We start from the raw sequence: 13,030 nt of genomic DNA on the forward strand, positions 1-13,030 counted from the left end.
TCCCGTTTTAGGGAGGCCTACATGGATTTTTCAGGACAGACCGTCATTGTCATTGGCGGCACCAGCGGCATCAACCGCGGCATTGCCGAGGCGTTTGCGGCCTCGGGGGCCAAACTGGCCGTTGCCAGCCGGTCGCAGGACAAGGTCGATGACACGCTTGCCGCGCTAAAAGAGGCCGGCGCAGCCGAAGTAGTTGGCGCAGCCTTTGATGTGCGCGATGCGCAGGCAGTGGCGGACGGGCTGAAACAATTCCATGACGCCTTGGGTGATTTCGACGTTCTGGTCTCTGGCGCGGCGGGGAATTTCCCGGCCCTGACCTCCGAGATGTCGGTCAATGCGTTCAAGACCGTGGTGGATATCGACCTGATGGGCACCGTTCATGTGATGAAGGGGGCCTATCCTTACCTCAAACGCCCCGGCGCCAGCATCATCAATATCTCGGCCCCACAGGCGTTTCTGCCCTACGAAGGGCAAGCCCATGTTTGCGCGGCCAAAGCCGGGGTCGATCAGATCACTCGCACCCTGTCGATGGAATGGGGGGTCGAAGGCATCCGCGTGAACTCGGTGGTGCCAGGATTTATTGAAGGAACTGAAGGCGCACGGCGTCTGGCACCAACGGAAAACGCCCACGAGGAACTGCGCCGCGATGTGCCGCTGGGGCGTTGGGGAAATACACAGGATGTAGCCAATGCCTGCCTGTTCCTCAGCTCGGACATGGCCAGCTATATCAGTGGCACAGTTCTGTCCGTTGATGGCGCGCTGTATCAGCGCGGGTCCGGCAAGTTCGGGCAGATGATGGGGCAGATGCTGCGCAGCGCAGCGGGGAAAAAGGGCTGAGCGTTGCTCAGCCCCCTTTGATCAGTTTGTGGTTTCCAAACCTTCGGGTTTGCCGACAACAGTGAAATGTAGCCCCTCGGGGTCCAGCAATTCACTGGCCACGCGGTTCACCTCGTCCAACGTCACCGCGTTCACCTTGTCGTTGCGGGTGGCGATATAGTCGATGGGCAGGTTTTCCATCTGCATACCGACCATGATCCCGGCGATCGGGCCATTGCCATCAAACCGTAACGGATAGGCTCCGGTCAAATAGGTCTTGGCGTCGTCCAACTCTTTTTGAGTCACACCTTCGGTCGCGGCACGCGCCCACTGGTCGCGGATCACCTCGACCGCTTCGGCGATGCGGTCATTGGCCGAGGACACCGAGCCCAGATAGACCGAAGCCAGATCCTTGGGTACCAGATAGGTCGCGACGCCATAGGTCAGGCCACGCTTTTCGCGCACTTCCTGCATCAGGCGGCTCTCAAAACCACCGCCACCCAGAATGTGGTTCAGAACAAAAGCGGCAAAGAAATCCGGATCGTCCCGGTCGATCCCCGCGTGGCCGAACAGGGCCACGGATTGCGGCGTATCGAACTCGACCACGCTGACGCCACCGGGGATGTCCACGTCAGCACGGCCCGGAATGGGTTTGCCCGCCTCGGGCAGATCCGCCAGCATCGTGTCCAGTAACGCGCCCAGCTCATCGGGGGTGATATCGCCCACCGCACCTACATAGAGCCGGTCCTTGGCGAACACATTGTCATAGGCGGTGACCACATCATCACGGTTCAATGCGCTGACGCTTTCGATCGTGCCTTTGCCCTCGGACCCATAGGGGTGATCGCCATATGCCATCTGTGCAAAATTGCGCCCGGCAATGTCATTGGGGTCAGTCTGGTCCGAGCGCAGCCCGGACAGAATCTGCGCCTTCACCCGCTCAACCGCGTCTTCATCGAACCGAGGCTCGTGGATCGTGGTGCGTAACAGGTCGATGACTTCGCCCCGGTTCTCAGTCAGAAATTGCGCCGAAATCGAAACGGAATCATCCGACGCATTGTACCGGAACGAGGCCGCTAGTGATTCCAACTCGCGCGCATAGGTGCGGGCGTCCATGTCACCTGCGCCTTCCTCGATCAGACCGCTCATCAGATAGATGGCGCCGCGTTTGCCGGGCTCATCCAGCGAGGTACCACCGCGAAAACGTAGTTCCAGCGCGGTGAAGGGGATCGAGTGATCCTCGACCAGCCATGCGGTGATACCGCCGGGTGAGGTGACCTCTTCGATCTCGATCTCGGCCCATGCGGGCAGCGCGATGACAACGGCGATCAGGGTTGCAAAAATCCGTTTCATTGCGTCACCTCATCGTCGCGCATCAGCCATCCGGTGACCGACGCCTCGGGCTGTAGAACCTCACGGGCGGCGGCGATGATTTCTTCCCCGGTCACGGCCTGCAGGATATCGGGCCACGCCTGTACATCCTCGACCGTCAAGCCGCTGGTCAGGGCGCGGCCATAGCGGTTGCCGATCCCGTCCACATTATCGCGCGCATAAGTCTGGGCGGCGCGCAGCTGCATCTTGATCCGGTCAAGGTCTTCTTCGTTCACACCTTCAGCGATGAAGTCGGCGACGGCTTGATCCATGGCTTCTTCGGCTTCTTGCAGCGACACGCCTTGGGCCGGGACGACCAGCAGATCAAAGGTCGTGTCGTCCAGCGAGACGCCGCGATAGAAGGCACCCGTGTAAACGACCTTTTGCTGTTCGAATTGCAGTTTTTCGTTCAGGTAGGACGTGGTGCTGCCCCCCAGCAATTCGGCCAGCAGGAACAGCGCGGCGGCTTTTTCCTGCGCACCGGCATCCCGTTCGGGCGCGAGATAGCTGCGCTGGACATAAGGCTGCGAAACACGCGCGTCCTTGAAGGTCAGGCGACGTTCGGCCGATTGTGGCGGTTCCTGCGAACGTACGCGTTCAGGCAAGTCCGGGTTGGCGGGGATAACGCCATAATACTGTTCGGCCAGAGTTTTGACCTCATCCGGCTCCACATCGCCGGTCACCACCAGAATGGCGTTATTGGGCGCGTAATGGGTCTGATAGAAGGACAGCGCATCCTCCATGTCCAGCGTCTCCATCTCGTGCTTCCAGCCGATGATCGGCACGCCGTAACGATGGTTAAGGTACTGAGACGCGCTCATCTGCTCGCCAAAAAGCGCCCGCGGGCTGTTTTCGGTACGCTGGTTGCGTTCTTCAAGGATCACGTCACGCTCGGTTGCGATATCCTCTTCGCTCAGGCGGATATTGCGCATCCGGTCCGCCTCCATCCGCATCATCAACTCCAACCGGTCGGCAGCTACGCGCTGAAAATAGGCAGTGTAGTCATAGGAGGTGAAAGCATTGTCATTGCCACCATTGGCGGCGACGGTAGCGGAGAACTCGCCCGGTGCCAGCGTATCGGTGCCCTTGAACAGCAGATGCTCCAGGAAATGCGCCACGCCGGACGAACCAACAGGCTCATCCGCAGATCCGGCGCGATACCAGACCATGTGCTGCACGACCGGGGCGCGGTGATCTTCGATCACAACGACATCCATGCCGTTATCCAGCGTGAAAGTGGTAACCGCCTCGTGCCCTTCCTTGGCAAGCAAAGGGGTGGCGGCGAACAGGGCGGCAGATAATGCCAGGGCCCGAACCATGGGGCGTCCTCCGTTTCGTTTGATGGTGTTCAAACTACGGTTGTGGTGCGCAGGTTCAAGGGTGATGACGGAAAGTTAAGATTTATTCATCAGCCGGTGGGGCCGAAGGAGTCTCAATCCCGGCCTGACGCGCTGCTTCGTTCTGCCGATTGGCATCAAGTGCTTCGCGACTGTAAACCTGCGAATAGCGGTCTATCTTGAACAGGCGCAGACGGGTCAAGCGGCCCTGCTTTCTGCGAAACTCGGCGTCTTCGGTGTCGACGACCTGACGCGTGTTGGATGGCACGCCATAGCGGCTTGAGGCCGTCACCAGCGCGCCATCAGATGCAGGAATTGCGGCATTCGGGTTCAACGCCGCTTCGCTGCCGCCCAGCGCCACCACGGCATCCGCCTTGGGGTTTGGGTCGGTCAGGTTGGAACCGCCCGGTGTGGGCGCAGGCAGGAACTTATAGTCCTTGGGCTGGGTCAGCGGTTTGACCGGCATGACCGAAAACTCATCCGGTCCGTCCCCCGGTGCCTCAAGATGGCGCAAACCGATATCCGAGCACCCGGCAACCGCAAAGGCCAATGTCACAGCAAAAATGGAACGCGGCAACCGCATCAGAGTCTCCAGCCAGTTTCAGGCGCTTTTATCGCATATCACCCGGCGCGTCACGAGGGCTTTTTGCCATCGAACAACACAAGTCCGAAAGCACCCGCAAAGATGAACACATCGGCCAGATTGAAAACAAACGGATTGTTGAGGCCGCAACAGGACATGTTCAGGAAATCCAGAACATAGCCGTACAGCACCCGATCCACCACATTCCCAAGCGCGCCACCAATCAGCAACCCGCCGCAAAACAACATCAGCTTGGACGGGGTTGTCCGCATCAGCCAGATCAGCACGCCAATCGCAACAGCCAGCGAGATGCCGATCAGCACCCAACGGGCGGTGTCGCTGTCGCCTTGGAACAGGCCGAAATTGATGCCCCGATTCTCACCGTATTTGAACACCAAGAGCGGCGGCAGCACGTCGATATTGCCCTCGGCCACACGCATCACGTGAACGACCAGATACTTACTGATCTGGTCGATCGCAAACGCGGCCAGCGCGGCCCAGAGCAGAATACGAGAACGCATCAGTGGCGGAAGTGGCGCATGCCGGTGAAGACCATGGCCAATCCGGCCTCATCCGCGGCCGCGATCACCTCGTCATCACGCATTGAACCGCCCGGCTGGATGACACAGGTCGCACCAGCCTCAGCGGCTTCCATCAGCCCGTCAGGGAAGGGGAAGAATGCATCAGACGCAACGGCCGAGCCGATGGTGAGCGGCTGCGGCAAGCCGAGCGCGTCGGCCATGCGTTCGGCCTTCTTGGCGGCAATCATGGCAGAGTCCAAGCGGCTCATCTGGCCTGCACCAACGCCAACAGTCGCACCGTCCTTCACGTAAACGATTGCGTTGGATTTAACGTGTTTCGCCACTTTCCAGGCAAACAGCAGGTCGCGCATCTGCTCTTCGGTCGGCGCCTTTTTGGTGACGACCTTCAGATCGTCCATGCCGACAAAACCATTGTCCTTGTCCTGCACCAACAGGCCACCCGCTACCTGACGCACGGTCTTGCCGCCTGCGGTCACGTCCGGCAGGGCTTCGGTAGTTAGAAGGCGCAGGTTCTTCTTGGCCGCGAAGATTGCTTTGGCCTCATCCGATGCACCGGGGGCGATCACGACTTCGGTGAAAATCCCGGTGATTTCCTGTGCGGTTTCCGCGTCGAGCGGTTGGTTCAGTGCCACGATCCCACCAAAGGCCGAAGTACGATCGCAATCGAACGCCGACTTATACGCGTCCAGCAAGGTCGCGCCTGTGGCAACACCGCAAGGGTTGGCGTGTTTGATGATCGCACATGCCGCACCTTTTGTAGGATCGAACTCGGCCACCAGTTCAAACGCTGCGTCGGTGTCGTTGATGTTGTTATAGCTCAGCTCCTTGCCCTGGTGCTGAACGGCGGTCGCCACACCCGGACGGTTGGTTCCATCAGTGTAGAAAGCCGCCTGTTGATGACTGTTCTCACCATAGCGCAGGGTCTGTTTCAGTTCACCGGCAAAGGCGCGGCGCTTGGGCGCATCAAGCTGCAGTGCGTCGGCCATCCAATTCGAAACCGCGGTGTCGTACGCTGCGGTCCGGGCGTAAGCCTTTTGCGCCAGCCACTGGCGGAAACCGTAGGATGTCTTGCCGTAATTCTCTTCCAACTGATCCAGGAGCGAAGAGTAATCCTCGACATCCACAACTACGTTCACAAAGGCATGGTTCTTCGAGGCCGCACGGATCATCGCAGGGCCGCCAATATCGATGTTCTCGATGCACTCGTCATAACCTGCGCCTTTGGCCACCGTCGCCTCGAACGGATAGAGGTTCACAACCAGCAAGTCGATCGCGCTAATACCATGTTCATTCATCGCAGCCACGTGGCCGTCGTTGTCGCGCAGCGCCAGCAGGCCGCCATGCACCATCGGGTGCAGAGTCTTGACCCGACCATCCATCATTTCGGGGAAACCGGTGATCTCGCTGACATCCTTCACCTCAAGCCCTGCATCACGCAGCGCCTTGGCTGTACCGCCGGTCGACAGGAGCTCGACCCCGCGCTCGGCCAGCGCCTTACCCAGCTCGATCAGCCCGGTCTTGTCGGAAACGGAAAGCAACGCGCGGCGCACGGGGTGAAGATCGGTCATGGGTCCAAAGGTCCTTTTGGCGTCAGTCAAACTCGGGCTCGTCCCGGTGCAGATCGCGCACGGCATAGGCTGTATCCTGAGCCTTACTCAGCGTCCACCGGGTGCGGGTCGCATACTCCATTGCGCGCCCGGATAGAACGATCTGTTTTGTCGCGCGTGGCTTTAAACGGCCTTTTTCAAGGTAAACGCTTGGTTCAACAGATAATTTTCCAACGCCATCATGGCGGAAAATCCAAATTTCACCGCTTTTGAGCGCCATCGACACCGCCGCGCCGCCCAAATCAATGGCCGCATCCACGTCTGGATGCAGGTGAAACCGGATATCAAACCCGATCCCGTTCAGGCCCGAAGCGTCCAGCGCCCGGTCAAACTGCCGCTTGGCCTTGTCGGTAGCAGTCAGCAGAATATCCTCGCCCGTCAGTTCTCGCCCATCAAATCGCAGCTCGAACGTACGCGCATGGGTCAGACCGAACACTTTGGTATAGCCGTCATGCCCGACCATAAAGCGGGTGCCTTCGAATGCCTCTTCGAAATCAATCGGCACGTCTTGCGGTGCATCGACCAATGCCTCTCGTTCACCTCCATTCCCCGCTGGTGCCAAACGCGCGCTAGAATAGCCATCCAGGCACAGGGTCGAATGCGAAGGTGTTGCGCGCCCAGCTCGCCGCCATTCCGTTCCGAAACTTTCGCCTGATCCGCAGTTCACAATCAGTGGGCGCCGCCCCGAAGTTAGCTCAAACGCTAGTGTCGAGGCATGGGCATTATAAGATGCAGCCCCCTTGGGCGGCACGTTAGCATCGACGATCACGCTGGTCCGGGCCGCGTAAAGCCGTGCAAACCCCATCGCCAACCCAGTTGCGTGTTGCGGGCGAACCCCGCTTTGAGCCAACGCCTGATCCAGCCGCCCTTCGATCCCGCGCCCGCCGCCATGAAAGCGGGCCAATGCGCCGTCTGAATGGCGCAGGCTGCGCAGGGTCGGCGCCATACGTTTGATCGCATCGGCCTGCGCGCCGGGGGTGCCCCGCCCCTGATCGCTCAGCGCGGCCGAGGTCCAGGACAGCAGGGTAAACACCTCAAGCAACTCTTCAGGGTTGCGGGTGGAAATACCGCCCTGCGCGTCGATCTGCCGTTCGCATTCCTTTGCCAGCGCACGTAGCGCTGGATCGGCCATCTGCTCCAACCCTTTCAGCGCCAGTCCGGCCTGAACCAGACCGGCCAGAGCCTCGAACCGGGGCAGGCCCGGTGTGGCCGCTTTCCAGCGTTTGGACAGGAACCAGGTTTGCTGCGCCAGTGCGCGAAAGAACACAGCGCTCTGCTGGTCATCCATTCCACGCAGAAGGAAGACGGCGTGGTTGATCCAGCGCATCACCCGCCGCCCGGTCAGATCGGGTGCCCAGCCAGGCCCTTGCCCGCGGCCATGCGCGTCGATCCAACCCCACACCCAACGCTGCGCCTTTTCCCGCGCCCGCATATCGCCGACGGCGGCCAGATCATCCAGCCAGGCAAAACCGTGGCGCTCATTGTCAAAGCCGGTGCTGGGCGCGGTCACGTCCCACAAGCCGGTATCCTGTGCCTCGACCAGAAACCCGGCAAACAGCAGATTTCCGGCGACCAGCTGCCGCCCCCGGGCAAATGAACCTACGGTGCGCGGTTCAGGCTCGGTGACGAAGCCGGCAGCGGCCTTGCGCCGCTGACTGAGCCGCGCATACAGACGGTTCTGAAACCGCGTCCACCGATTTGTCATGGTATCTGAGTTTGACATGACGCTCGTTACTCTGCCTCTCACGCTCTGCTGGCGCCTGAGACCCAACGATAGACCGGTGTGATCGTCAAGTCATCGAAAAGCGTGCCATCAGGCGGATTTGTTCAGGCAGGCGATATAGAACCCGTCCATGCCACCGCGATCCGCCCAATAATCGGGCCGCAGACGCAGGCCACCTTCTTCGGTGATCCAGCTTTGATCCACCCCGGTCACGTCCAGCGCGGTGCGGTCGATGCTCATGTCAGGATATTGTTCCAGCGCCTCTTCGATCTGCACCTCGCCTTCGTCAGGCAACAGGGAGCAGGTGCAATAGACCAACCGTCCGCCGGGTTTCAGCAGGGTCCAGGCATGGGCCAGCATCTGCGCCTGCAATTCAATCAACCCGCCGAAGTCCGAGCCGTCCTTGGCAAAGGGCAGGTCCGGGTGGCGCCGAATGGTTCCGGTGGCCGAACAGGGTGCGTCCAACAGGATCGCGTCATACTGGCCCTGATGCTCCAACGCGTCACCAGCGATGACTTGCGCTTGTAAGCCAGTGCGTTTGAGGTTCTCGCGTACTCGCTCCAGTCGGGGCTCCGAAATATCCAGAGCCGTCACCTTGGCCCCGGCTGCCGCCATTTGCAGCGTCTTGCCGCCGGGTGCAGCACACAGATCCAGCACGGATTCCCCGGGCTTTGGTGCCAATACACACACCGGCAAAGCCGCCGCCGCGTCCTGCACCCACCAGTCGCCCCGATCAAACCCCGGCAGGTTTGAGACCTGCCCCGCATCCTGCATACGCATCGACCCGGTCGGTAGTGCCTCACCCGGTCCAGTGGCCCCCGGTTTCAGTGAGAGGTCCAGCGGTGCGCCAGTGAAATGCGCCTGCTCCATGCCTGCAACGGCATCAGTGCCCCAGGCCATGATCAGCGGCTCGCGCAGCCAGTCCGGCAGGCGCGGCACCCGCATCTTGGGCCAGGCTTCCGGCCCTTCGGCGGCAACCTTGCGCAGCACAGCGTTGACCAACCCCTTGAGTCGGCCATGTTTGCGCGACCGCCCCACAATTTCGACCATCGAGTTCACGACACCATGCGCGGCCTCACCCTGGCACAGCTCAACCGCGCCCAGGCGCAGCGCGTTATTGACGGTCAGAGCAGGCGTCCTGTTAAGGTGATTGTCCAGAAGACGGTCAGCTCGTTCCAAACCGCGCAGGGTTTGCAAGGTCAAACGCTGCGCCCGCGCGCGATCCTCGGGGGCCAGTCGATCCAACGCGCCTGCGGCCAGGCATTCGGACAACAGCCGCCCCTCACCCAATATCTGATCCAACAGATAGATCGCGCTGCGTCGCGCCGCTGTTGCGTTGTCGGACATGAAACCGCCTTTGATGTGACTCTCGTCCGCATTGCCAAAGGCGGACGGGGGCGTATATCAAGCCCGTGCCCGGAAAGGAACCCGATGTCATGCCCGACACCACGAATGACGACCACAAAGACCTGCCCCCAGCCGCCCAGCGCGCCCTGGCCGAGGCGGAAGAACGCCGCAGCAAGGCCGAGGCAGAAGCAAAAGAGATGCCCAAGGAACTGGGCGGGCGCGACGGCCCTGATCCGGCCCGCTATGGCGATTGGGAAAAAAAGGGCATCGCCGTCGATTTCTGATTGATCAGCCCTGAAGTGCCTGCAGAAAATCGGCAATCAGGGCACGCTGCTTTTTCGATTTGACCCGCTCTTCGGGCCAAGTCAGCCAATAGCCGTCTTTGGTCTGCAAATCGGGCAGATCCAGCCGACACAGCCGACCGGCCTGCAAATCCGCGCTGGCCAGAGGCACCGAGCCCAGCACCACCCCAATCCCCTGCCGGGCCGCCGAAATGGCATGTTCCATCGAATCGAAACTGATCTGTGACGGCGGCATCTCGCCATGCCCCGTCTTACGCGCCCAGTCCCGCCACGCCGGGCGCTCGCCACGCAGCTCAATCAGCGGCACCCCCCATTTTACACCGGGCGCGGCCATCGGCACCAGAACCTCGCGGGCGATCAGGGCCGCATCCCGACCGGGCCAGGCCCCACGCCCATAGCGGATTTGCAACCAGGTCCGCTCCTCATCCAAGGACGACCGGCGCGCCACCGAGTCGGTCATCACCCGCACATTGGGTCGCGTTTCCTGAAACCGAGCAAGCCCAGGCAGAACCAGAGCGTGGATGTTCGAAGACAGGCCCGCGACGCGCAGCTCTTGCGGGGATTTGCCGAACAAATCTTCGGTGTTGCGCTCCAACGCCTGCAAACTCTCTTGCACCAGCGGCAGATAGCTTTCGCCTTCAACCGTCAGTGACACGCCTCGTGCCTCGCGCACGAACAGGGACCGGCCCAGCCAAGCCTCCAGGTTACCGATCCGCTGACTGACGGCTGCCTGTGTCAGCCCAAACTCTCGGGCGGCGGCGGAAAAACCACCCAACCGACCGGCGGCCTCGAACACGCGCAGCCAATCCAGCGGCGGCAATCCGATTTTTTTCTTTGCCATAAGATTTTCCAAGCCTCAGCCGAAAGAAGGATTAATTGTGTTAATGCCACAAGAGGCGTATCTGCTCAATCAAAGCCCGCGCTGAACAGGAGACCCCCATGCTGCGCACTGCCAATCACGATACTTCGGTTGTGACTGTTGAATTTGACACCGGAACTCAGGCCCGTTTCCACGCGATCTGGCTGCGCGATAATGCGCTGGATCCGGAGACACGCGCGCCCGGAAACGGTCAGCGTCTGATCACCATCAGCGACATTCCCGTCGATATTTCAGTCAGCTCCGCCGAGATCAGCAATGGCGATCTAACGGTCACTTTCCAGCCCGAAGACAAGACCGTGACCTTCCCCGCCGCTTGGCTGTCCGATCACGTCTATGATTGCGCCCGGTCCTTAGAAACAGGCCGTGTCGCACATGGCATCACCACGTGGGAACGCGGCATCGAAGCGCCAAGTGCTGATTGGAGTGAAGTCCACGCCAATCCCGCCGCCAAGCGCGGCTGGCTGGCTGCGGTGGCTAAGTTCGGTTTTGCCAAGCTGACCGGCGGCCCGACTGAGCCGGAATCACTGCTGAAGGTGGCCGATCTGTTCGGCTACGTCCGCGAAACCAACTATGGCCCCTATTTTGAGGTTCGGACCGAGGTAAACCCGACCAACCTAGCCTATACTGGCCTTGGTCTTCAGGCGCATACCGACAACCCCTATCGTGACCCGGTGCCGACGCTGCAAATCCTCTATTGTCTGGAAAACAGTGCCGAAGGTGGCGATTCCATTGTAGTCGATGGTTTCCGTGCCGCCGAAAAACTGCGCGATCAGAACCCCGAAGGCTTCACCCTGCTGGCAGGCTACCCCGCGCGATTTGAATACAAAGGTTCGGACGGCATCTGCCTGCGGTCTCGCCGCCCAATGATCGAGTTGTCGCCGGACGGTGAGCTAGTCGGCATCCGCTTCAACAATCGGTCTTCCGCCCCGTTTGTTGACGTGCCATTCGATCAGATGGAAGCCTACTATGCTGCCTATCGCCAACTTGGCGAGATCATCGACGATCCGGCCATGGGCGTGTCGTTCAAGCTGGAACCGGGTGAAAGTTTCATCGTCGACAACACCCGCGTCCTACACGCGCGGCTGGGCTATTCCGGCGCAGGATCGCGTTGGCTACAAGGCTGCTATGCCGACAAGGATGGATTGCTGTCGACGCTCGCAGCGATGGACATGGCGCAACCGGAGGCAGCGGAATGAAACCCGATTTCTCAACCCTCAACCGCGACAACATCGTGGCCTTTATCGGGGATATCTTCGACCGTCGTGGTGGCGAGGAATATCTGGGTGAACCGGTCACGATGGCAGAACACATGCTGCAAGGTGCCACAATTGCCGAACAGAACGGCCAGTCCGAGGAAATCATCGTTGGCGCGCTGCTGCACGATATCGGCCATTTCACATCCGAGTTCGGCACCTATCACCCCGACGATACCGAGGATCGCCACCACGAGGATGCGGGGGCCGAAGTTCTGGAACAGTTCTTCCCGTCAGTCATCACCGATTGCTGCCGCTATCATGTGGCGGCCAAACGGTATCTCTGTGCCACCAAGCCTGAATATTTCAACCGCCTATCCACAGCTTCGGTTCACACTTTGGAGCTGCAGGGTGGTCCGATGAGCGCCGAGGAAGTCGCGGAATTCGAGGCCAACCCGAACCTGAAAGAAATCATTCAGGTCCGCTATCTGGACGAGGCAGGCAAGCGTGCGGATATGAAGACGCCGGATTTCACCCATTTCGCGCCGATGGTGCAACGCATGGTCGACAAACATCTGGGGGCGGCATGAACGCCCCCGAATATATCTTTGAGGCCAGTTCAAAGCCGTCCCTGCCCTGGCATGAGGTACCCCTGATCCGGGCCACAGACGCGTCGGTCAAGGGCTATGGCTGTCTGGTCGATGACCCGGACGGCTTCGAGATCGAAATCTCTCGCTGGCCCCAACAGGGCTGGCGCCCCATCGACGAAGGCACCGGCGATGAAGGTGGCTGGGTTGAGGGTACGTTTAAATGCGACTGGCAGGGCGACGTGCTGTATGGTGAGAACGAGGCGGTAAAAGGCCACTATGTTCTGGGCTGGTCCGTCGACCCGCAACAGGCACAGACCGACCAGAAAACCGCGCCGCGTGATCAGGTGCTGCTGTGGCATATGAACTATCACCCAGACGGCGGACAGATGTTCTGGCCGTTGGACAACAAGCCCTTCATCGTTCCCGCTGCGCTGCCCGGGGACAATTTGACCCCCGAAAAGGTGGTCGCGTTCTGGTGTGACGGCTCGCGAGGCCTCTATATCCACCCCGGCATCTGGCATGAGGGGATTTTCCCCGTCGAAGACAATCAACGGTTCCTCGACCGCCAGGGCCGGGTCCACGCCCGTGTCAGCGCCGATATTGGCAAAGAATTCGGCGTTTATCTGGCCTGCCCGCTGCGTGATGAAAAGGTGAAGGATCTGTAACTGCACCTCAGGAAGCCTGTCTTCAGAAACCCTTAACCCTTAGCCGAAACATCTGTGATACTCTGATGCCACGT

The 13,030-nt window shown here is 60.4% G+C and carries 13 protein-coding genes; 5 read left to right on the top strand and 8 right to left on the bottom strand.

What is annotated here, in order from left to right; all coding sequences use genetic code 11:
• The first annotated feature begins 21 nt into the window (after positions 1 to 21).
• The gene (locus ACR0AL_RS09405; RefSeq protein ID WP_170515957.1) at positions 22 to 837 is read left to right on the top strand and encodes an SDR family oxidoreductase; all 816 of its coding nucleotides are present in this window, start codon (positions 22 to 24) and stop codon (positions 835 to 837) included.
• A gap of 21 nt (positions 838 to 858) precedes the next feature.
• Here the strand turns inward: ACR0AL_RS09405 and ACR0AL_RS09410 are convergent, their stop codons facing one another.
• From ACR0AL_RS09410 to ACR0AL_RS09440, 7 genes are all read right to left on the bottom strand, one after another.
• Complete coding sequence (locus tag ACR0AL_RS09410) at positions 859 to 2,169, bottom strand: M16 family metallopeptidase (RefSeq protein WP_480662775.1); 1,311 nt, start codon at positions 2,167 to 2,169, stop codon at positions 859 to 861.
• A complete protein-coding gene (locus ACR0AL_RS09415; protein ID WP_170349818.1) occupies positions 2,166 to 3,506 on the bottom strand; it encodes a M16 family metallopeptidase in 1,341 nt (446 codons plus the stop codon). Before ACR0AL_RS09415 ends, ACR0AL_RS09410 begins: the two co-directional genes overlap by 4 nt.
• Before the next feature lie 82 nt (positions 3,507 to 3,588).
• Positions 3,589 to 4,107: a DUF3035 domain-containing protein gene (locus ACR0AL_RS09420; protein ID WP_170349817.1), complete on the bottom strand. Its 519-nt coding sequence runs from the start codon at positions 4,105 to 4,107 to the stop codon at positions 3,589 to 3,591.
• A gap of 50 nt (positions 4,108 to 4,157) precedes the next feature.
• Positions 4,158 to 4,628 (bottom strand): signal peptidase II, encoded by a 471-nt coding sequence (gene lspA, locus ACR0AL_RS09425; RefSeq protein WP_170349816.1) that lies wholly within the window; start codon positions 4,626 to 4,628, stop codon positions 4,158 to 4,160.
• Complete coding sequence (gene purH / locus ACR0AL_RS09430) at positions 4,628 to 6,217, bottom strand: bifunctional phosphoribosylaminoimidazolecarboxamide formyltransferase/IMP cyclohydrolase (RefSeq protein ID WP_480662778.1); 1,590 nt, start codon at positions 6,215 to 6,217, stop codon at positions 4,628 to 4,630. The genes lspA and purH overlap by 1 nt, the downstream gene beginning before the upstream one ends.
• Before the next feature lie 22 nt (positions 6,218 to 6,239).
• On the bottom strand, positions 6,240 to 7,979 hold the full coding sequence (locus ACR0AL_RS09435) for a heparinase II/III family protein (RefSeq protein ID WP_480662780.1): 1,740 nt from the start codon (positions 7,977 to 7,979) through the stop codon (positions 6,240 to 6,242).
• A gap of 90 nt (positions 7,980 to 8,069) precedes the next feature.
• Positions 8,070 to 9,326 (bottom strand): RsmB/NOP family class I SAM-dependent RNA methyltransferase, encoded by a 1,257-nt coding sequence (locus ACR0AL_RS09440; protein ID WP_170349813.1) that lies wholly within the window; start codon positions 9,324 to 9,326, stop codon positions 8,070 to 8,072.
• 89 nt (positions 9,327 to 9,415) lie between these two features.
• On the opposite strand from ACR0AL_RS09440, the gene ACR0AL_RS09445 reads away from it, so the two are divergent.
• Positions 9,416 to 9,610 (top strand): DUF1674 domain-containing protein, encoded by a 195-nt coding sequence (locus ACR0AL_RS09445; RefSeq protein ID WP_170349812.1) that lies wholly within the window; start codon positions 9,416 to 9,418, stop codon positions 9,608 to 9,610.
• Between the two features lie 4 nt (positions 9,611 to 9,614).
• Here the strand turns inward: ACR0AL_RS09445 and ACR0AL_RS09450 are convergent, their stop codons facing one another.
• Positions 9,615 to 10,469: a LysR family transcriptional regulator gene (locus ACR0AL_RS09450; RefSeq protein WP_170410700.1), complete on the bottom strand. Its 855-nt coding sequence runs from the start codon at positions 10,467 to 10,469 to the stop codon at positions 9,615 to 9,617.
• Between the two features lie 98 nt (positions 10,470 to 10,567).
• On the opposite strand from ACR0AL_RS09450, the gene tmpA reads away from it, so the two are divergent.
• The 3 genes from tmpA to ACR0AL_RS09465 are packed head-to-tail and all read left to right on the top strand — an operon-like array spanning position 10,568 to position 12,956.
• Positions 10,568 to 11,704, top strand: coding sequence for a 2-trimethylaminoethylphosphonate dioxygenase (gene tmpA / locus ACR0AL_RS09455; RefSeq protein ID WP_480662782.1), 1,137 nt, complete (start codon positions 10,568 to 10,570; stop codon positions 11,702 to 11,704).
• Complete coding sequence (gene tmpB, locus ACR0AL_RS09460) at positions 11,701 to 12,291, top strand: (R)-1-hydroxy-2-trimethylaminoethylphosphonate oxygenase (protein ID WP_170349809.1); 591 nt, start codon at positions 11,701 to 11,703, stop codon at positions 12,289 to 12,291. The genes tmpA and tmpB overlap by 4 nt, the downstream gene beginning before the upstream one ends.
• Positions 12,288 to 12,956: an ureidoglycolate lyase gene (locus ACR0AL_RS09465; protein ID WP_425081378.1), complete on the top strand. Its 669-nt coding sequence runs from the start codon at positions 12,288 to 12,290 to the stop codon at positions 12,954 to 12,956. Before tmpB ends, ACR0AL_RS09465 begins: the two co-directional genes overlap by 4 nt.
• Positions 12,957 to 13,030 lie beyond the last annotated feature (74 nt).

This window comes from Ruegeria sp. BB1, from assembly GCF_056539465.1.